Source organism: Neobacillus sp. SRL179, assembly GCF_984799095.1.
On the sequence record NZ_OZ481792.1, the window covers coordinates 3607172 to 3628045 of the forward strand.

20 protein-coding genes and 2 other annotated features are annotated in these 20874 nt (G+C 39.8%); of the genes, 3 read left to right on the forward strand and 17 right to left on the reverse strand.

Annotation, left to right across the window (positions count from 1 at the left end):
- Window positions 1-202 precede the first annotated feature (202 nt).
- The 5 genes from AC4E8C_RS17885 to zapA form a co-directional block, all read right to left on the reverse strand.
- Window positions 203-610 (reverse strand): DUF350 domain-containing protein, encoded by a 408-nt coding sequence (locus tag AC4E8C_RS17885; protein WP_490208012.1) that lies wholly within the window; start codon window positions 608-610, stop codon window positions 203-205.
- A 19-nt stretch (window positions 611-629) separates the two neighbouring features.
- The gene (locus AC4E8C_RS17890) at window positions 630-2987 is read right to left on the reverse strand and encodes an endonuclease MutS2 (protein ID WP_490208013.1); all 2358 of its coding nucleotides are present in this window, start codon (window positions 2985-2987) and stop codon (window positions 630-632) included.
- A gap of 14 nt (window positions 2988-3001) precedes the next feature.
- Window positions 3002-4720: a DNA polymerase/3'-5' exonuclease PolX gene (gene polX / locus AC4E8C_RS17895; protein WP_490208014.1), complete on the reverse strand. Its 1719-nt coding sequence runs from the start codon at window positions 4718-4720 to the stop codon at window positions 3002-3004.
- 126 nt (window positions 4721-4846) lie between these two features.
- A complete protein-coding gene (locus AC4E8C_RS17900; protein WP_490208015.1) occupies window positions 4847-5389 on the reverse strand; it encodes a CvpA family protein in 543 nt (180 codons plus the stop codon).
- A gap of 5 nt (window positions 5390-5394) precedes the next feature.
- Window positions 5395-5655 carry a cell division protein ZapA gene (gene zapA / locus AC4E8C_RS17905; RefSeq protein ID WP_490208016.1) on the reverse strand — a complete coding sequence of 87 codons (261 nt, stop codon included), beginning with the start codon at window positions 5653-5655 and terminating at the stop codon, window positions 5395-5397.
- 155 nt (window positions 5656-5810) lie between these two features.
- Between zapA and rnhC the strand changes: the two genes are divergently transcribed.
- Window positions 5811-6770, forward strand: a complete 960-nt coding sequence (rnhC, locus tag AC4E8C_RS17910; RefSeq protein WP_490208017.1) for a ribonuclease HIII — start codon at window positions 5811-5813, stop codon at window positions 6768-6770.
- A 307-nt stretch (window positions 6771-7077) separates the two neighbouring features.
- Here rnhC and AC4E8C_RS17915 read toward each other — a convergent pair whose 3' ends face one another.
- The 4 genes from AC4E8C_RS17915 to AC4E8C_RS17930 all read right to left on the reverse strand — a co-directional run bounded on the left by AC4E8C_RS17915 (window position 7078) and on the right by AC4E8C_RS17930 (window position 13064).
- Window positions 7078-8085 carry a nuclease-related domain-containing protein gene (locus AC4E8C_RS17915; RefSeq protein ID WP_490208018.1) on the reverse strand — a complete coding sequence of 336 codons (1008 nt, stop codon included), beginning with the start codon at window positions 8083-8085 and terminating at the stop codon, window positions 7078-7080.
- Window positions 8086-8339: 254 nt separating this feature from the next.
- Window positions 8340-10754, reverse strand: coding sequence for a phenylalanine--tRNA ligase subunit beta (gene pheT, locus AC4E8C_RS17920; RefSeq protein ID WP_490208019.1), 2415 nt, complete (start codon window positions 10752-10754; stop codon window positions 8340-8342).
- 73 nt (window positions 10755-10827) lie between these two features.
- Window positions 10828-11865 (reverse strand): phenylalanine--tRNA ligase subunit alpha, encoded by a 1038-nt coding sequence (gene pheS / locus AC4E8C_RS17925; protein WP_490208020.1) that lies wholly within the window; start codon window positions 11863-11865, stop codon window positions 10828-10830.
- A 148-nt stretch (window positions 11866-12013) separates the two neighbouring features.
- Window positions 12014-12254: a binding site (T-box leader), on the reverse strand.
- 60 nt (window positions 12255-12314) lie between these two features.
- Complete coding sequence (locus tag AC4E8C_RS17930; RefSeq protein ID WP_490208021.1) at window positions 12315-13064, reverse strand: TrmH family RNA methyltransferase; 750 nt, start codon at window positions 13062-13064, stop codon at window positions 12315-12317.
- 122 nt (window positions 13065-13186) lie between these two features.
- On the opposite strand from AC4E8C_RS17930, the gene sspI reads away from it, so the two are divergent.
- Window positions 13187-13393 (forward strand): small acid-soluble spore protein SspI, encoded by a 207-nt coding sequence (sspI, locus tag AC4E8C_RS17935; protein ID WP_490208022.1) that lies wholly within the window; start codon window positions 13187-13189, stop codon window positions 13391-13393.
- Window positions 13394-13515: 122 nt separating this feature from the next.
- Here sspI and AC4E8C_RS17940 read toward each other — a convergent pair whose 3' ends face one another.
- Together AC4E8C_RS17940 and AC4E8C_RS17945 are read right to left on the reverse strand one after the other, a co-directional pair.
- Window positions 13516-14601, reverse strand: coding sequence for a M42 family metallopeptidase (locus AC4E8C_RS17940; RefSeq protein ID WP_490208023.1), 1086 nt, complete (start codon window positions 14599-14601; stop codon window positions 13516-13518).
- Window positions 14602-14672: 71 nt separating this feature from the next.
- A complete protein-coding gene (locus AC4E8C_RS17945) occupies window positions 14673-15164 on the reverse strand; it encodes a dUTP diphosphatase (protein ID WP_490208024.1) in 492 nt (163 codons plus the stop codon).
- Between the two features lie 102 nt (window positions 15165-15266).
- On the opposite strand from AC4E8C_RS17945, the gene AC4E8C_RS17950 reads away from it, so the two are divergent.
- A complete protein-coding gene (locus AC4E8C_RS17950) occupies window positions 15267-15644 on the forward strand; it encodes a sigma-w pathway protein ysdB (protein WP_490208025.1) in 378 nt (125 codons plus the stop codon).
- Window positions 15645-15664: 20 nt separating this feature from the next.
- On the opposite strand, the gene AC4E8C_RS17955 is transcribed toward AC4E8C_RS17950, so the two are convergent.
- From AC4E8C_RS17955 to ytxC, 6 genes are all read right to left on the reverse strand, one after another.
- On the reverse strand, window positions 15665-15925 hold the full coding sequence (locus AC4E8C_RS17955) for a DUF1294 domain-containing protein (protein ID WP_490208026.1): 261 nt from the start codon (window positions 15923-15925) through the stop codon (window positions 15665-15667).
- A 58-nt stretch (window positions 15926-15983) separates the two neighbouring features.
- Window positions 15984-16343 carry a 50S ribosomal protein L20 gene (gene rplT / locus AC4E8C_RS17960; RefSeq protein ID WP_488326036.1) on the reverse strand — a complete coding sequence of 120 codons (360 nt, stop codon included), beginning with the start codon at window positions 16341-16343 and terminating at the stop codon, window positions 15984-15986.
- Window positions 16344-16377: 34 nt separating this feature from the next.
- Entirely contained in the window at window positions 16378-16578 is a 201-nt protein-coding gene (gene rpmI, locus AC4E8C_RS17965) for a 50S ribosomal protein L35 (RefSeq protein WP_215044037.1), read from the reverse strand.
- Between the two features lie 17 nt (window positions 16579-16595).
- Window positions 16596-17099, reverse strand: a complete 504-nt coding sequence (infC, locus tag AC4E8C_RS17970) for a translation initiation factor IF-3 (RefSeq protein ID WP_490212602.1) — start codon at window positions 17097-17099, stop codon at window positions 16596-16598.
- A gap of 139 nt (window positions 17100-17238) precedes the next feature.
- Window positions 17239-17371, reverse strand: a sequence feature (ribosomal protein L20 leader region).
- Between the two features lie 172 nt (window positions 17372-17543).
- Window positions 17544-19478 carry a threonine--tRNA ligase gene (thrS, locus tag AC4E8C_RS17975; protein WP_490208027.1) on the reverse strand — a complete coding sequence of 645 codons (1935 nt, stop codon included), beginning with the start codon at window positions 19476-19478 and terminating at the stop codon, window positions 17544-17546.
- Window positions 19479-19887: 409 nt separating this feature from the next.
- Window positions 19888-20778 carry a putative sporulation protein YtxC gene (gene ytxC, locus AC4E8C_RS17980; protein ID WP_490208028.1) on the reverse strand — a complete coding sequence of 297 codons (891 nt, stop codon included), beginning with the start codon at window positions 20776-20778 and terminating at the stop codon, window positions 19888-19890.
- Window positions 20779-20874: the final 96 nt, after the last annotated feature.

A 20874-nucleotide genomic window follows, 5' to 3' on the forward strand; every position in this document is an offset into this window, starting at 1 on the left:
CTCAATGAGGAAAAGCGCACACTCCTAGTGCCGGGAATTATTTGAGTACCTTACTTATGGAATAAAAAAAAAATCACCGCCGATTGACTCAGCGATGATTATTTTTAGACAAAAAACACCAGATAAATAATTCCAATTAGTAAAAATAAGCCGCATAATCCCATAAGGATCTTTGCTAATGTCTCCATTGTTTATTCTCCCCTTACGAAATCCCTGCACCAATCACAAAAGATAAACCTATTGAGATAATGAAGGAAATGAAACCAACTGCTCGGTTATCATTTTGGATTTGCTCATCAATTTTAAATTTTGGCGTTAAAAATTCAAAGATAAAATAGCCTACTAATAATAACAAGAATCCGTATATTCCCCAGCCAACCATTTCAAGTAAAGAATTGTGTTTTTCAATGGAAGCACGAAAAATATTGGCTACCCCCAAAATTTTACCGCCTGTTGCCAGCGCCACGGCTAGATTTCCTTTTTTTATTTCTTCCCAATTTTTATATTTGGTTACCGCTTCAAAAATGGCAAGAAAAACAACGATGCATAATATAACCACACTATAATAGGCTGCAATCTGAGTATACTCGTTCTCCCAAAACTGGTTCATTTATGTTACTCCCCGGACTTTATTTAAATTCGACTATGGTTACGCCTGAACCACCTTCTCCAGCTTCACCAAAACGAATTTTCTTGACGGAACGATGGTTTTTTAAGTATTCCTGTACTCCCTGTCTTAAAGCACCCGTACCTTTCCCGTGGATAATGGATACTCGTGGGTAATTAGAGAGAAGGGCATCATCAATATATTTTTCCACTTTCATTAGTGCATTTTCATATCTTTCACCGCGAAGGTCTAACTCTAGTTTAACATAGGAATCGCGCCCTTTTACAATAGCCATTGGTCTTGTTTCCACTTGTTTCGGGGTACCGATATATTCTAGATCTTTTTCTTTTACCTTCATTTTTAAGATTCCAATCTGAACCTGCCACTCATTGTCTGAAACATGGTCAACAAGCGTTCCATTCTGACCAAAGGTAAGCACCTTCACCTCGTCTCCGGGCATTAAGACGTGCTGCTTTGTTTTTTTATTTGACGGCTTAGTTGACTTCTTAATTTCCGGTGCAGCACTTTCAAGACGTTTTTTCGCATCAATCAATTCATGCTCTTTAATTTCCGCATGTTTTTCGGTTCTCATTTTACGAAGATCACGAATAACTTGCTCGGCTTCATGTTTCGCTTCATCGACGATGTCAGCCGCTTTTTCAGCCGCCTTTTCAAGCATACTATCTTTTTTATCGTAAAACTCCATCATTTGCTTTTGCAAATCTTGATGAAGTTTTTCAGCCTGCTTTAAATAATCCCGCGCTTCTTGCTGTTCGATCTCCGCCTGCCGTTTACTTTCTTCCAATGAGGCGATCATCTTATCTATTTGATTGGTATCTTCGCTTACATGGGAACGAGCGGCTTGAATGACTCGTTCATTTAAACCTAATCGCTTCGAGATTTCAAAGGCATTACTTCGGCCCGGAACGCCAAGCAGCAACTTATAGGTTGGACTTAATGTCTCGACATTAAATTCAACACTCGCATTTAAGACACCTTCCCGGTTATAGCCATAGGCTTTTAACTCAGGATAGTGAGTGGTCGCAATTACCCTTGCCCCCCGTTTATGGACTTCATCTAGAATCGAAATTGCCAAGGCGGCGCCTTCTTGTGGATCCGTTCCAGCTCCAAGCTCATCAAATAAAACCAGGCTATTAAAATCGACCCTCTTCAAAATTTCGACGATGTTTACCATGTGGGACGAAAATGTACTTAAGCTTTGCTCAATCGACTGTTCATCGCCAATATCGGCATAGACTGAATCAAAAACGGCCAGCTCGGATCCATCCAGTGCTGGAATCTGTAAGCCCGCCTGAGCCATTAACGTACATAACCCAAGCGTTTTTAATGTTACCGTTTTACCGCCGGTATTGGGACCGGTTATAACAATCGTTGTAAACTCATTGCCAAGCATTATATCGTTGGCCACCACTTCGTCAATCGGTATGAATGGATGCCGGGCTTTATATAAAGCGATTCTTCCCTCATTGTTCATAATCGGCATAGAGCCTTTTATTTTTTTACCATATCTGGCTTTTGCAAAAATAAAATCTAAATTGGCGAGGACTTCTACAATGACTTGGAGCTCACCTTCAAACTCTGCTGCCTTTGCGGATAGCTCTGATAAAATTCTCTCGATTTCAACCTGCTCCTTGACGCGGATATCTTGGAGTTGGTTATTCAGTTGAACAATAACCTGGGGCTCAATAAACAACGTTTGCCCTGAAGAACTTTGGTCATGAATAATGCCGCCGTAATGACTGCGGTATTCCTGTTTAACAGGTATAACAAAGCGGTCATTTCGAATTGTCACAATCGCATCAGAAAGCATTTTGGCAGCATTCGATGATCGAATCATGCTCTCTAATTTTTCACGAATCCGCGACTCATTTGATCTTAGCTGACTTCTTAATGCGCGGAGCAGATCACTTGCACTATCTAACACCTCACCGCTTTCATCGATCGCATGTTTGATCTCTTGCTCTAGGTTGGTAAGAGGAATAATTCGAGCCACTTGCTCTACTAAAATAGGCAATTCTGTCCGCTCCTCAGCCAGTTCCTCAATAAATCGTTTCATCTGACGGCTGGCATGAATCGTACTAGCGATTTGAAAGAGTTCATGCGGGCTAAGAACACCGCCTATGATCGAGCGCTTAATATGAGCCCTGATATCATGAATCCCTGCCAAAGGGACATTTCCTTTTATACGAAAAGCAGTTGCCGCCTCATCCGTTTCTGCTTGCAGACGAACAACTTCTTCAAAATCGGTGGATGGTACCAACTTGTTAATTTTATCCCTGCCTAGCGAGGACGCAGCATGTTCAATCAGCTGGTCTCTCACTTTTGTGAATTCTAGTACCTTGATGGTTCTTTCATGCATGGAGTTAATCCTCCTCATTTTCTATTGTGCAGATATTCTAGTAAGTCATATTTGTCTATTGCGTTTAACACAGTTGATTTTTTAATCCAGCCCTTTTTCGCTGCAGACACACCGATCTCCATGTGCTTTAATGTGTCCAGTTTGTGGGCATCGGTATTGATTAAGATCTTTACCCCAGCATCTTGGGCTTTTCGTAAATATTCGGCTGATAGATCTAATCGATTGGGGTTGGCATTTAACTCCAAAGCCGTATTGGTTTCTTTAGCAAGCTGAATAAGCAGGTCTACGTCTACATCATACCCTTCACGGCGTCCAATCTTTCTTCCTGTTGGGTGCGCAATTAAATCCACATGATGATTTTCAAGTGCTGTCCTTAACCGATCCATAATTTTTTCGCGCGGCTGGGAAAAAGCAGAATGAATTGAAGCTATCACGAAATCCATTTCGGCTAGCATCTCATCATCAAAGTCTAATGTGCCATCAGGTAAAATGTCCATTTCCACTCCGGAAAGAATGAGAATATCATCGTATTTTTGATTTAGTTTTTTTATTTCTTCCTTCTGCTTTAACAGCCGCTCCCGCGTTAATCCATTAGCTACTTTCAAATACTGGGAGTGATCTGTTATCGCCATGTATTGGTATCCACGCTTACGGCAGGCCTCGACCATTTCCTCAATGGTATGGGCACCGTCACTCCAGGTGGTATGCATGTGAAGATCACCTTTAATATCTTCCAGTTCGATTAACTGTTCGTTCGCAGTAAAGGTCTCCACTTCCTTGCCGTCTTCCCTGATTTCTGGCGGAATAAACGGAAGATCAAAATGCTTATAAAACTCTTCTTCCGATGAAAAAGTAAGAACCTCACCTGTTTCAACATTTTCTACGCCATATTCACTAATTTTCTCACCGCGTTCTTTTGCTAATTGCCGCATCCGCACATTATGTTCTTTGGAGCCAGTGAAATGATGCAGGGTCGTGAAAAACTCTTTTGGTTGAACGAGTCTGAAATCTGCAGAAATATCATAATCAAGACCAAAAACAACAGAAACCTTTGTATCTCCAGCCCCAATTACCTCTTTAATGTTAGGCAGCTTTAATAAATGGTCCCTTACCCGTTCTGGATGGTGAGTGGCTATGATAAAATCCAGGTCTTTTATAGTCTCTCTCATCCTACGCAAGCTTCCCGCTCTTGAAAATCGGTCAATATCCGGAACTTCAGCCAAAGCTGCCTCAATCTGCTCAGCAATAGGGAGCATGTAGGCGACTGGAAGACGATCCGGTCTTGTTCCTACATTGGCAATGGCACTTAAGATTTTTTCTTCCGTTTTTTTACCAAACCCAGCTAGTGCTTGTACTTTTCCCGACTTACAAGCCTCTTTTAAACTGATAACATCAACAATCCCTAACTCTTTATATAACTTGGCTATTTTCTTTCCACCAAGACCCGGAAGCTGCAACAGAGGGATTAATCCGCTCGGAACTTCTTCCTTCAGTTCATTTAATACTGCGGATGTGCCTTCTTTTATATACTCTTCTATAACTGCAGCGGTTCCTTTGCCAATTCCTGATATCGATGTAAAGTCTTCAATTTCTGCCAAGGTGCGCTCATCCGCTTCCAATGCATTGGCCGCCTTTCGGAATGCGGAGACTTTAAACGGGTTTTCCCCTTTTAGTTCCATATATATGGCTATCGTTTCTAATAAACGAATAATTTCCTTTTTATTGATTTCCATAACATCCACCTGCCCTCAAGTTTAGCATCTTCATTTTACCTTATTAAATTAGGGAATGATAAAACCGATTCTCACTTTTATGGTTAAAGCATTGAAATAAAGAAAACTTCTCTGCTACAGAGAAGTTCAAGCAGCTGTATATTCGATCCACAAGCTTTTGATTTGCTGTGAAAGGATAGGTGTGTGATTGACAATGGCCTTAGCCAATACGGATTGATCCAATGCGTTTTGGATAAAATCTATTGGTATTAGGGCACCAATGTATAATAAAATAAAGATGATTAAATAGACCTCAAGAAATCCAAAAATCCCGCCTGCTAACACATTCAGCTGCCGTAATACAGGCAAATGGGCAATAAAGTCCAGCATGGATCCAATAATTTGGAATAATATTTTTACTGCAAAAAAGATAATCACGAACGCAACAGCACGATAAAATGCTGTTTCCATGTTGTTTGATCCTGTTAAGATCTTTAATGTTGTGGCATCCCCAAAGTTTGGATAAGGAATCCACAGTATTAGTTTTGTTGCTAACTCTTCGTAGTAGGAAGTAGCGACTACATATGCAATAATAAAACCTGTTAAATGTAAAAGCTGGAGGATAAAGCCTCGTTTAAGGCCGACAAAGAATCCAAATATTAATAAAATGATAATGGCTAAGTCTAACATATTTTTTAGTCCTTTTCCTTTTGTATTTCAGCTTGCAGCCGTTCTAGTTGATCCTTTATTTTAATATAATCATTGACTGCGTTTACTGCTGTTAAAACGGCAAGTTTATTTACGTCTAGCATTGGATTCTTTGAATTGATTTCACGCATTTTGTCGTCAACTAATGATGCGACTAGACGAATATGACTTGGACTTTCCGTTCCCATAATAACGTACTGTTGCCCGTATATATCAACGGTTGTTCGATTTTTTTCTGTATTTGACAACGTTATGCCTCCATTCCGGAATCCTACTCTCTATCATAACATGAACCGACATAAGTCGAAAAGTCAAACAAATTAAAAAAGCGGTACCAGCCTTATTACAGCCTTAATTTTTCAAAAGAAGCGAATTAATTATTGTAGAAATGTGGTGTTTTTTAATGGGAAATGTTGTTCTCAATTTGGATATGTCTAAGATGAACGAAATGAAAAAATATTACGAAAATCAGCTCTTGAATAAAAACATACCTGGAAGTGTGTTCGCTGCAAAAACCCCAACTTGTATGATTACCGCTTATAAATCCGGTAAAGTCCTATTTCAAGGGAATGACTGTGAAAAAGAGGCGGGAAAATGGGGCAGCAGCAGCGTGAATGCTCCGGCATCCAGTAAAAAAACCGCTTCTATAAAAGGAAAATCTGTTGCAAAAGGAGATGTCCCTGCGGGTATTAGCGGAATGTCTGTCATCGGTTCGGACGAAGTGGGGACAGGCGACTTCTTCGGTCCGATTACGGTTGTGGCAGCTTATGTGAAGAAGGAAGATATTCCACTGCTAAAGGAATTAGGCGTTCGGGATTCTAAGGACTTAAACGATGAAAAAATTATTGCGATTGCCAAGGTAATCAAGGATATCGTCCCCTTTAGCTTAATGACCTTACGAAACGAAAAATATAACCAGGTCCAGCGTGCGGGGATGTCTCAGGGGAAAATGAAGGCTCTTCTTCATAATCAAGCGATTTTAAATGTGTTAGAAAAAATATCCCCTGTAAAACCTGAAGCGATTCTTATAGACCAATTCGTTCAGCCGAGTACCTATTTTCAACATATAAAAGGACAGAGGGCTATTGCGAATCAAGATGTTTATTTCAGCACGAAAGCAGAAGGAATTCATCTTGCGGTTGCTGCCGCCAGCATCCTCGCCCGCTATGCCTTTATTCAGTATATCGATAAGATGAGTGAAACTGCAGGCTTTAAAATCCCAAAAGGGGCCGGAGCACAGGTGGATGTGGCAGCAGCCAAGCTTATCTTGAGTAAGGGGCGTGACGCACTCCCTTCCTTTGTCAAACTGCACTTTGCTAATACGGATAAAGCCATGGCAATTGCTAATAAAAAGCGAAAGTGATTGCGGGTTTTTATGGGATTGCGGTCGACTTATTTAGGATGTTTGTGAAAATCATGAAAACGTTACGAAAATATGGAATAAATGCGAGGTTGCCCCGTTGATTTGGTGTTGGGGCGACCTCTTTTTTGTTTAGAAGGAAATCAACTGCTAATTTTGTTGGTTTTTTACGATTCAATCTATAATTTTTCGTTTTTTTATCAAAAAAACATAATTAAAAAACTTTTTATTTGCGGTTTTTATACGTTTATTTGCGAATTCCCTTGTTTTATTTGCGACTTTTATACTTTTATTTGCGAATTCCCCTGTTTTATTTGCGAATCGGAATTTTTGGTTCTAAATCTTTAAGGGGAAATCTTGCTGGAGCGTATGTGCGCATCTTCTTTGATCCAGAGCTAACCAGATTTATAGCACGCAACAATCTCCCAGCAGTATCGATAGAATGTAAATGACAAAACTTCCGAAACTGTTGGTTTGTAATTTTCGAATCGATTAGTAAGAAGTAATCCTTAAGGGCTGCAATATGAGCATCCTTTGAAAATTCTCTACAGGGGCTGCAGTACCACTTCTGCTTCTCTCTTACTAATGTAAGATGTTTGCAGGTGGGGCAATAAACACCTGTGAGGATATCTTCTTTTTTAATTCCATATTTACTTAAAAGATAACTAGTTGGGATTGAATTCATTTTTACTAGTAGGCGGCTCAGTCTTCGGAGGTCTTTTGTATTGAGTAGTGGATTTGGATATAGTCTTTCAAAATACTGAATTTTATTGAGGAATACATCAGCCTTGCAAACCCGTTGTTTCACTTTATGAGTGTTTTTTCCGGAAATAACATAGGAAGCATATCCATTACTGAGGACAAGTAAATAATCCACAGGAAGTGTGGGGAAATTATGTTCCTCCATCAGTTTTTTCAAATAAAACTGATGCCATTCTGCCTGAGCAATGGGGTAGTTATAACCTTTTTCCTTTTCATTATTTATTTGCAAAAACTGCTCGTTTTCGGTATCAAATATTAATTTACCTGCCATATTTTTAACTTCTACTATTAAGGCAAATTCTTCTGTTAAAAGGAGGGTGTCGATCTGGCAATTATAATCACCATCTGGAAGGTTTAAATCATGGAGGATTAAATATCTTTTAATCGGCAGGAGACGTAAATAATAATCAAGAGCTACCTCCCCTTGGTAACCCGCTTGCCTTCTTCCCAACTCCTCTAAAATCTGTTGATATTTATGGTGATTTATGGGCAAACGCCGGCATAATGCCTCTAAAATAAGAATAGCTATTGGAATTTTCCTTTCTTTTATAATCAAATTTATCACTCCCTTCTATTTTCTAATAAAATTCTAATATCCGTGCTGGAATCCTGCCGAATTATGGCGGAAATTGCGGATAATTTTTGACTCTTTCCTTTTATCAGCGCTTTGGCGATGGATATCAGCGATTCTCCACCATTTATCAGCGAATTTTTCGTTTTATCAGCGAATCGTAATTTTTTCCCCACCAGCGGTTGTTTCTAAATAAAAAGGCCAGCTCGAACCACTCGAGCCAGCCTCTCACCTAATAATTATCCTCTTAGCACAGCTTCAGCTTTTTCTTTCAAGGCTGCAAGCACACGCTCATGAACCTTTGTTACCTCTTCATCCGTTAAAGTACGCTCAGGATCTAAATATTTCAAAGAGAAAGCAAGGGATTTCTTACCTTCCTCCATTTTGTCACCTTCATACAAATCAAACACATCAGCTTCCTTCAGAAGCGGCGCACCGGCAGTTAAGATAATTTCTTGTAGGGTGCCTGACACCGTTTCTCTGTTTACCACAAGGGCAATGTCTCTTGTGATGGATGGGAAGCGTGGAATGGATTGATAGCGTAAGGCTGTTGTGTCTCCTTCAAGTACAGCTTTTAATGATAGTTCAAAGGCATATGTGTCTTTTAAATCAAGCTCTTTTTGCACAGTAGGGTGCACTTGACCAACGAAGCCAATTTTTTCACCGTTTAAAAGAATTTCAGCTGTACGACCTGGGTGCATGCCCTCTACCTGTGCTTGAACAAATTGTACCTTTTCAAGCAGTCCAAGTTTTGCAAACATACCTTCTAAAATACCTTTCATAACGTAGAAATCTACTGCTTTCTTCTCCCCTTGCCAAGAATGGCTGTGCCAAAGGCCGGTAATAGCCCCAGCTAAATGTTCTTTTTCAACAGGAAGTGCTTCTTCCCCATTAGATAAGAAGACAGCTCCGGTTTCATATACAGCTAAGCTGTCATTTTGCCGGGCACCGTTGTATTTTACTACCTCTAAAAGCTGTGGCAAAATGCTTAAACGAAGAATACCGCGCTCTTCACTCATTGGCATCGCTAAACGGATTGTGTCGCGCTTTTCTAAGGCAAATTGGGCAGCCTTTTCCTCGCTCGTCAGCGAATAGGTTACTGCTTGATACAAGCCTGTCCCCTCAAGGTATTGGCGCACAACGCGGCGTTTCTTTTGATACTCAGACAACTTTCCAGGAGTGGTTGAGCCAAATGGTAATGTCGTAGGAATGTTGTCATATCCGTAAAGTCGAGCCACTTCCTCAATTAGGTCCTCTTCAATGCTGATATCGCCACGGCGTGTAGGAGCCGTTACCGTGATTGAGTCTCCCTCAACACTTGCTGCAAATTGCAAACGGTCAAAAATTTCTTTAACATCGTTCATTTGCAACTCAGTACCAAGTACACGATTGATTTTTTCTAATGTGATCGAAACTACAGCAGGTTCTACCTTTAGGGTATCAACCACAGCTTCTCCTTCTAACACTTCACCGCCAGCGTATTTTGCCATTAAGTAGGCAGCACGTTCACCGGCAGCACGTACCCGGTTTGGATCAACACCTTTTTCATAACGTGCGCTTGCTTCACTTCTTAAACCGTGGTCTTTTGATGCTTTTCTAATCGTGCCTCCAGCAAAATAGGCTGATTCCAATAGAACAGTAGTTGTGTCAGAAGTTACCTCTGAATTGGCTCCACCCATTACACCTGCAAGTGCTACTGGAACGTTACCATTTGTAATTACAAGATGATCGGATGTTAATGTCCGTTCCACATCATCAAGTGTTACAAATTTTTCACCATCTGCCGCACGTCGAACCAAGATTTCCTTGGAGCCCAAACGGTTATAGTCAAACGCATGAAGCGGTTGGCCATATTCTAATAAAATGTAATTGGTAATATCAACTACATTATTATGTGGACGAATTCCAGCTGACATTAAGCGCGTTTGCATCCATAGCGGTGATGGGCCAATTTTTACATTTTTAATCACTTTTGCAATATATAGCGGGTTATCTTCTGGTGAATCCACCACAACACTTACGTAATCAGTTGCTTTCTCAGCTGCAGAATTTAGGTTCGTTTCAGGAAGTTTTACTTCTCTGCCGAGGATTGCTGCCACCTCATAGGCTACACCCAGCATACTTAAACAATCCGCCCGGTTTGGTGTTAAGCTTAGCTCTAAAACTTGATCATCTCTGCCTAAAAGTTCAAGAGCATTTACTCCGACCTCAGCATCCGCAGGGAAAACAAAGATTCCTTCCGAGTATTCCTTTGGTACCACTTTTCCTTCCATACCAAGTTCAGTTAAAGAACAAATCATTCCGTTTGATTCTTCTCCGCGCAATTTTGCCCGTTTGATTTTAAAATTACCTGGTAATACCGCTCCGGCTTTCGCAACGGCAACCTTTTGTCCCTGCGCCACATTCGGTGCGCCGCAAATAATTTGAACGGGAGATTCTTCGCCTACATCGACAAGACATTTACTTAATTTATCAGCATTCGGATGCTGTACACGCTCTAATACGTGACCGACTACAACACCTTTAATACCTTCATTAAGAACTTCTACTCCCTCAACTTCAATCCCGCTTTTGGTGATTTTTTCAGCTAACTCTGTTGCTGTTACTCCAGTTAAATCGATATAATCCTCGAGCCATTTGTACGAAACAAACATGTCGTCATCCTCCTTTATTATCCCTTTATAAAACTGAAGCCTCTTGTAAAAAATTCCGCTTCAGCCGTTCAACTTACTCGTGTTTTGAAAATTGTTTTAAGAAACGAACATCATTTGTATAGAAGTGTCTGATGTCATCAACACCGTATTTCAACATAGCAATTCGCTCAGGTCCCATTCCAAAGGCAAAACCTGTGTATTTTTTAGAGTCATAACCTGCCATCTCAAGTACGTTTGGATGAACCATCCCTGCACCAAGAATTTCAATCCAGCCTGTTTGTTTACAAACATTACAGCCATGACCACCACAAATTTTACAAGAGATGTCCATTTCAACAGATGGTTCCGTGAATGGGAAAAAGCTTGGTCTTAAGCGGATTTCACGATCTTCACCAAACATCTTTTTAGCAAAAATCTCTAGTGTTCCTTTAAGATCACTCATGCGAATGTTCTCACCGACAACGAGGCCTTCAATTTGCATGAACTGGTGTGAGTGTGTCGCGTCATCATTGTCACGACGGTATACCTTACCAGGGCAAATGATTTTGATTGGACCCTTTCCTTGGTTCTTTTCCATCGTCCGAGCCTGAACGGGTGATGTATGGGTACGAAGAAGAATGTCTTCTGTGATATAGAAAGAATCCTGCATGTCGCGAGCTGGATGCCCTTTCGGTAAATTAAGAGCTTCAAAGTTATAATAATCTTGCTCTACTTCTGGTCCTTCAGCAACCTGATAGCCCATTCCAATAAATAAATCTTCAATCTCTTCAATAATTCTTGTGAGCGGATGATGGTTTCCAGCTTTCACTGGACGGCCAGGCAGGGTCACATCAATGCTTTCAGATGCTAATTTTTCAAGAACAGCTGCTTCTTCTAATCCCTTTTGTTTTGATTCGATCTTTACTGCGATTGCTTCACGAACTTCATTCGCGAGCGCCCCCATAACCGGACGCTCCTCTGCAGAAAGCTTGCCCATTCCACGCAATACTTCTGTAATCGGACCTTTTTTCCCTAAATACGCCACACGAATTTCATTTAATTCTTTTAAGCTAGTCGACTGTTCAACTTTTTGAATAGCCTCTCCTTGCAATTCCTTTAAACGTTCTTGCATGTCTATTCCTCCTTAATTTTTATCGATAGAATGAGTGTCAGCACCATTAATAACGCGAACGCAGTAGAAAGGGTGTCAGGCACCATTAATAACCTGAATGCAGTAGAAAGGGTGTCAGGCACCGAAAAACAAAAAAACCCCATCCCTGGAAAGGGACGAGGTTTACTATTCGCGGTACCACCCTTGTAAACACGATATGTATAAAGATATTGTGTTCGCTTCATTCGGATAACGGCTTATGCCGATGCATCTTTACATTTATAACAAATGGTCCCGATGCCTACTCAGGAGGTGAACTTCGCTTACCCATTCCATAAAAGTGCTTCCAGTCCAGGCACTTTCTCCCTAAATGGTCATGATAAGGTACTTTTCTCCGTCATTGTATTTACTATAATCAATTGTTCACTATTATATAATATTTTTCCTTAAAAGGTCAAACGTGCTTTCGCCTATTTTTTTAAATAATAGAGTAAGATTCCCGTTGCTACGGCTACATTAAGTGACTCACTTTTACCGAAGATCGGAATATAAAGGTTGGTTGTGGTACTAGCAAGGATATCTTTGCCAACACCATTGCCCTCATTGCCGACAATCAAGGCAAACGAATCTTCAGGAGTAATATCTGTATAGACAGAGGCCCCTTCTAAAGCTGTTCCATAAACAGGTATATTTTTTTCTTGAAGTTTTTCGATCCATTCATGAAGGTTGCCTCTAATAATGGGAAGGTGAAAATGACTGCCTTGAGCCGACCTTAGCACTTTTGAGTTAAAAATATCAACGCTTCCTTGACCAATTACCACAGCTTCAATCCCGGCGGCATCAGCTGTTCGAATCATGGTCCCCAGATTACCTGGATCTTGAACGGCATCGATGAAAAGATAGGTTTTTGCGTCGTGAATTTTTGGATTTGGCTGCCGACATACAGCATAAATGCCCTGTGGGGCTTCTGTATCCGATAAAAGGTCTGAAATTTCCTCCGTAACCGAAGTAACAAGTGTTGAGCCAATATCCCAACGCGGCGGTATTTCTACTTTTTCAGAAATAATGATTTCGATAATTTGCTCGCCTTGTTTCAGCGCTTCCTCTACTAAATGAAAACCTTCCACCAAAAACGAGTCAGTCTTATCCCGTTCTTTTTTCGTTAAAAGTTTTTTCCATTGTTTTACTTTAGGATTATTGACAGATTCAATATATTTCAAAACCGGTTCTCCTTTTAAATTGCTGTGTTGATTTTCTCATTATAGCCCATTTTTCATACATAATAAAACCAAAAACTAGAAATGATAGTAAGGAATGAAGGTAAACAAAAGGAGTGTGTAGTATGGATTTAAATTTACGCAATGCCATAATTCAAAACGTTTCTGGGAATACGCAAGACCAATTAGAAGATACGATTGTAGATGCGATTCAAAATGGCCAGGAAAAAATGCTTCCGGGACTTGGCGTCCTGTTTGAAGTGATCTGGAATAATTCCTCTGCAGACGAGAAAAAAGAAATGCTGTCCACACTAGAAAATGGTTTGAAGTAATAATAGTTGATTAAGCTGCCCGAGCTCTCATCGGCAGCTTTTTCTTTGGCAAAGAGGCGGAGCGCCGCAAGAACTACTATTGTTAAAAAAATCCCCGGTATCAAACCGGGGATTTCCAACAATTATTCAAATGTAATCTTATCTACTGTTTCACGGTCTAAACGCTTAATCACTTCGACAATTAATTTCACTGCATTTTCATAATCATCGCGATGGAGCATAGCGGCATGCGAATGAATATAACGGGTCGCAATCGTAATGGCCAAGGCAGGCACACCATTATGAGTCAAATGGATGGAGCCTGCATCGGTACCGCCACCAGGAATGGATTCGAACTGATACGGGATGTTTAATTCATCCGCAGTGTCCGTTACGAAATCGCGCAAGCCCTTATGTGCAATCATCGATGCATCATAAATGACTACTTGCGGTCCTTTCCCCATTTTACTCATTGCTTCTTTTTCGGAAATTCCAGGGGTATCCCCAGCAATACCTACATCGACTGCAAAGGCAAGGTCTGGTTTAATTTTTGCGGCAGCTGTTTTTGCTCCTCTTAATCCAACCTCTTCTTGAACGTCTCCTACTCCGTAAACCACGTTAGGATGATCAACACCCTGCAATTGTTTTAACACATCAATTGCAATGGCACAGCCAATGCGGTTATCCCAAGCCTTGGCCAATAGCATTTTTTCGTTATTCATCACCGTAAATTCAAAGTATGGGACTACCATATCTCCAGGACAAACGCCCCACTCAGCCGCTTCTTCCCGACTTGAAGCACCAATATCAATAAACATATCTTTAATTTCAATTGGTTTTTTTCTAGCATCTGCTGATAAAACATGTGGTGGTTTTGAACCAATAATACCGGTTACATCACCTTTACGTGTTACGATCGTTACACGCTGTGCGAGCATTACTTGGCCCCACCAGCCGCCGACCGTTTGAAAACGAAGGAATCCCTTGTCATCAATTTTTGTAATCATGAAGCCTACTTCATCTAAATGCCCTGCGACCATAATTTTCGGGCCATCGGCCTTGCCCACTTTTTTTGCGATTAAACTTCCTAATCCATCCGTTGATAGTTCGTCAGCGTATGGAGTTATGTATCGAGTCATGACCTCGCGTACTTCACGCTCGTTACCGGCTATTCCTCTAGCATCCGTTAAGTCTTTTAACATTGTTAATGTTTCATCTAGTTTTACCATAGGTTCGCCCCCAAATCTGTATGTACACCCTTCATTATACAAATAATCGTCTAATCATTACAAACTTTCAGCTAATAGTTGTTTTGCTGTCTTTGATAATTTACTTCATTTTTATCAAAATATGCTTCTTCAATTTCCGTAGAATTAAACTCGAGAAGGGCGGCTAATTGCAAATAGGATTCAAATACTTCTATATAATCCTCATAATGCTTGCTCTTTTGAAAAATATGTATTTTCTCATAAACATGAATAAATTGCTCAGTCACACTTAAAGCGGACTCTGTCGCCATTACATTCATTTTCTTTTGATTAAAGCCGAGCTCAATTCCTAACGACAAAATAAAATGGATGCCATCAACAAACTCCTCTAAAATTACCGCCCTGTCGGAAGCAGGCTTTATGCTCCAAAACTTAAAGCAGCGCGTTTCGTTCGCTAATTCACCAAGTTCCACAAGCAAAGCAAGAATTTTCCGGCCAAATAAATCCTCGTCCTTAAGACCGTGTTTCTGTTCAATATGGCCATCCAATGCCTTTTGCATCTGAAACAGTTTTTCAAGATTCATCATCATCACTCCCATGGAAAAATTATATCAAAAGCAAACATGGTTGAAACTTTTTTCCTGCTGATTCGTATTAGAAGGAAAATAGGTGTAGGAGGATTAACCATGGTTTGGTTGCTGTGCTTCATCTTGTTATTTATGATTATCTTTTTATTCTACATCGGCGTAAAATACTTTTTTACATCAACTCGAAAACTTGAAGCAGCCAGAAAACAGAAACGATTTTTATTCATTGATGAGGAAGACGTCAGAAAAAATTTTGTTGTTACCTATAAAGGCGCTGTGTTTATGGGCGAAAAATATATGGGTACAGCGAATAACATGTTTGACGTGGTCTCCATCTCCATTTGGCCAGAAGATACAGCTGCCCTTAAAGGATTAGTAAAAGAAGATTTCTTTTATATCAATCAAATGATCCTCGAGCATTACCATAATGCTGAAATACACTGGAAAAGTCCAGTAAAAGAATTCCTACAGGATTAGCCGCCATGATATGCGGCTTTTTATAATAAAAACTTTAGCAACAAAATAACATCCACGAAGGCCAGAACAGGGAAACCAATTTTAAAGGACATATGCTTGGTTTTATGACGATAATACTGCATACCCGCTGTTGTACCAATTGCGCCTCCAAAAATGGCTACAAGCCACAAAGTCCGCTCCCGAATTCTAAATTGATGCTTTATTGCCCGCTTCTTATCCTCTCCCATTATGAGAAGTCCGATTATATTCATGATTAAAAAAGCCCCTAACAAAATGGCCATCTATACTATCCCCTTTATAGAAAAAGCCACTCTCACAATGAGAATGGCTTTTTAGTTATTACTTGTTATATTGTTGTTTTGCAACATTAGCTAATTCAGCAAAAGCATTTGCATCGCTGATTGCTAATTCAGAAAGCATCTTGCGGTTTACTTCGATACCAGCAAGTTTTAAGCCATGCATTAAACGGCTGTAAGAAAGACCGTTCATACGAGCTGCTGCATTGATACGAGTAATCCAAAGTTTACGGAAGTCGCGTTTTACTTGACGACGGTCACGGAATGCATATTGTAATGATTTCATAACCTGTTGGTTAGCAACTTTATATAATGTATGTTTTGAACCGTAATAACCTTTTGCTAATTTAAGAACTCTTTTTCTACGCTTGCGCGTAACAGTACCGCCTTTTACACGTGGCATGTAATTTCCCTCCTATAAATCGATCACGAATTGATTATTTTACGTAAGTTAATAAATGACGAATGCGTTTGAAATCGCCTTTTGAAACAAGGCCTGATTTGCGAAGCTTACGCTTAGCTTTTGTAGATTTGTTAGCGAATAAGTGACTTGTATAAGCATGGTCACGCTTAAGTTGACCAGAACCAGTTTTCTTAAAACGCTTTGCAGCGCCGCGGTGAGTTTTCATTTTTGGCATTGTGATTGTCCTCCTTATTACTTTTCGATTTTAGGTGCTAAAACTAGGAACATGCTGCGTCCATCCATCTTAGGATGTGATTCAATCGTCGCAACTTCCTTGCACGCTTCGGAAAAACGGTCTAATACACGTTGACCGATTTCTTTATGGGTAATCGCCCGGCCCTTAAAACGGATTGAAGCTTTTACCTTATCGCCTTTTTCCAAGAACTTAATGGCATTGCGCAACTTTGTATTAAAGTCATGCTCATCAATCGTTGGGCTGAGACGCACTTCTTTAGTCGTAATGACTTTTTGGTTCTTTCGAGCTTCTTTTTCTTTCTTTTGATTCTCAAATTTAAATTTGCCATAGTCCATAATTCGGGCTACTGGAGGCTTTGCATTTGGTGCAACAAGTACCAAATCAAGATTTACCCGTCCAGCAATCTCCAACGCTTCTATTTTGGATTTAATTCCTAATTGTTCGCCATTTTGATCAATTAAACGAACTTCACGAGCGCGAATGCCCTCATTTAACAACATGTCTTTGCTAATAATTAGCCACCTCCAAGGTTTTTTCTCGAATACAACGTCTAGTTCAAAGAAGGATTCACCTTTAGTTGACAACACAGTTGAATCGACAGGTATGAATTACTTTTTATAAGTGCTATTGCTTACGTACACAAACAAAAAAGTGCGGATGAATACACCCACACTTTACGAAACAAAAGTAATAAACAAAAAGTTCACGTAAAACCTGCCAACTGCGATCGTTGCGTCAATCAGGTGAGAAGCGGGTGCTTCTTCTTTTTCAAAAACAAGTATTCAATTTTCACCTTGTTACTATATCATAAGCAAAGATGTGTTGTCAAATGAACTATTTCTTTGACAACGAAACTTATTGTAACAAGAAACAACAAATTATTCAATAGTTAATTTTTATTTCTATACAAAAAGAGAGAGAACTCCTCTCTCTCTTTGTCAGGTTTATCCTCTTTTTACTTCAGCTTGAATTCCTGCTAAGAACTCTGCAAATGGCTTAGTTTCAGATTTTTGTTCCCCATATTTCCGTACATTAACGGCTTGGTCTTCCACTTCTTTGTCACCAACCACCAGCATATATGGTATTTTTTGCATTTGGGCCTCACGAATTTTATAACCGATTTTCTCATCACGGCCATCCAATTCCACGCGGAAGCCTTCAGCTTTCAGCTGGTCTTGAACCTGTTTCGCATAATCATAATGGATACCTGGTGATACAGGAATGACTTGAACCTGTACGGGAGCAAGCCATGTAGGGAATGCCCCTTTGTATTCTTCGATTAAGAAGGCAACGAACCGTTCCATTGTGGATACGACACCACGGTGAATAACAACCGGGCGGTGCTGCTTACCATCTTCACCCACATAATTTAAATCAAAGCGCTCTGGTAATAAGAAATCTAATTGTACAGTTGATAATGTTTCGTCCTTACCTAACGCTGTTCTAACTTGAACATCGAGCTTAGGTCCGTAGAAAGCTGCCTCGCCTTCCGCCTCAAAATAATCTAGACCTAAATCATCCATTGCTTCCTTCAGCATGCTTTGTGCTTTCTCCCACATTGCATCATCATCAAAGTATTTCTCCGTATCCTGTGGATCGCGGTAGGAAAGACGGAAGGAATAATCGTTAATATTAAAATCCTTGTATACATCAAGAATTAAATTAACAACTCGTTTAAATTCATCCTTAATTTGATCTGGACGGACGAAAATATGTGCATCATTTAATGTCATCCCGCGAACGCGCTGCAATCCGGCTAAAGCACCTGACATTTCATAACGGTGCATTAAACCAAGTTCAGCTACACGAATTGGCAGTTCCCGATAGCTGTGGATGCTATTTTTGTAGATCATCATATGATGCGGGCAGTTCATTGGACGCAGTACTAGTTGTTCGTTGTCCATATCCATGATAGGGAACATATCTTCCTGATAATGATCCCAGTGTCCAGAAGTTTTATATAAGTCCACGCTTCCCATCACTGGTGTATACACATGATCATAACCGAGACGAATTTCTTTATCGACAATGTAGCGTTCAATTACGCGGCGAATGGCTGCGCCTTTTGGAAGCCAAAGCGGCAACCCCTGTCCTACTAATTGCGAAGTCGTAAATAGGCTCAATTCTTTACCAATTTTACGGTGATCACGTTCTTTTGCTTCTTCAAGTAATCGCAGGTGTTCAGCTAAGTCTTCCTTCTTAAAGAAGGCCGTGCCATAAATGCGCTGAAGCATTTTATTGTCACTATTCCCCCGCCAGTAAGCACCCGCAATACTTAATAATTTAAACTCTTTAATTTTCCCAGTAGACGGGACGTGGACGCCACGGCAAAGGTCAAAAAATTCACCTTGCTCATAAATCGTCACCGTTTCCTCAGCAGGAATAGCTTCAATTAATTCAAGCTTGTATGGATCGTCCGCTTCCTTAAATAGTTGGACTGCCTCATCACGGCTTACTTCTTTACGAATAATCTCAAGATTTTCATTCACAATTTTCGCCATTTCTTTTTCAATCTTTGGCAGGTCTTCGGGTGATAAGGATTCTTCAAGATCCATATCATAATAGAAACCACCTTCAATAACTGGACCGACACCAAGATTTACTTTTGGATAAAGCCTTTTAACGGCTTGTGCCATTAAGTGTGCGGTACTGTGACGTAATACTTCTAAAGCATCACTTGAATCAGGTACTACAATTTCTATAGAACCGTCTTCCACGATAGGACGGCGAAGATCATACATTTGTCCGTTCCATTTGCCGGCAATTGCCTTTTTCTTAAGGCCTGGGCTGATGGAAGCGGCAATATCTTCGGTTGTTGTACCTTTTGGGAACTCCTTTACTGCCCCATCAGGAAACGAAATCTTAACAACGTCTGACATAATAACTCCTCCTTTAATATAAGCGTGCCTTGAACTGTTATGTCGTTAAAAGCAGCTTTTTAAAAAATAAAAAAACCCGTCCCTGGAATAGGGACGAGTTATGATTAACACGTGGTTCCACCCAATTTTTCATTTTCCTTGTAACCCACTGAAAATGACTTTGGTCAGGTAACGGCTGTAGACCGTCAACAATTACTAACTTCAAAATAAAGTGTTCACTGTTGAAGTTTAAAGGTGGTAAGTAATTCTTCCGTGGTAGGAGACTTTCAGCCGGTGGACTCCCTCTCTAAAACTGGATCAGAAATACTGTTGTCCTCATCATTACTTTTGCGATTGATTTTGCTATGTACGTTATTATAATGATTTACTTTAAAAAAAGCAAGGTCCATTAAACTAAATATTGACATAATTATATTTTTTTTGTTTGATGTTCCATGTCTTTCTTTGCAGATATTGATTTCTTAACCTCTTGTAGAGCTGCAAATGTCTTAATTGTAACACGTTCTTCAAAGATATTTTTAATGGTTCTTACAAGTGGTTCATCCGAATCATTTGTATAAATCATAATACTCGTTGGAGCAAGCGATAATAACGGAGCAATGGAAGCAGAATCAACATAAACAGGATGGTTGACTAACAATTTTCGGTCAATCATTCTTGTTAATTCAGCTCGCTTTATTTCTTCAAATTGTTCATTATAAAAAGTAATTTCCTCATCAAATAATAAATGGAGCGTATTGATTTTAGGTTCACGGTTGATTAAAAACTCACGAAGCATGTGCACAAACATTTGATATTCTTGTTCCATTTTATATTCATCTATAGCTAGTTCCACATACTCTTCAAGCATTTGAAGGTATGGCCGTAAGCGAAATTTAAGTAAAGAATCAAAAGTAAACGAGACATTTTCCTGAAAAACTGGCTGAATGGCCGCCTCAATCATTTCAGCCTCATCTTTTGTTTCTTTTAAGAAAATAGCCAGATCTTCCCTCTGACCTTCCAGTACAGAATAAATGATATCCATTATTTGTTGTTGTTCATCCACGTCCTGAAAATAATATTGATTCTTAATAATTTCTCTTAGCCATTCGTCACGCTTTATTGTGGTAATAAACTTATTAAACGCTTTTTTTATCAGATGAAAACAATCAATAGAAAAGCTTCCATCTACGATTTTTACTATATGTCGATCTTCGATTAGAAGAATAAAGTCTTCATTTGGATTAAACTTAACATACTTCAGCAAGTGGTTATAAAACTTACGAGCATCCATCTTGCTTTGGAAGATGATTTCCGTCAACCAAATCCCCCCTTTGAGCAAATCTCTGTTTTAAATATATATGGGGGACTTGGCCAAAATAGAAGTGAGGAGAGACATGCTTTTGCATTATAAAAT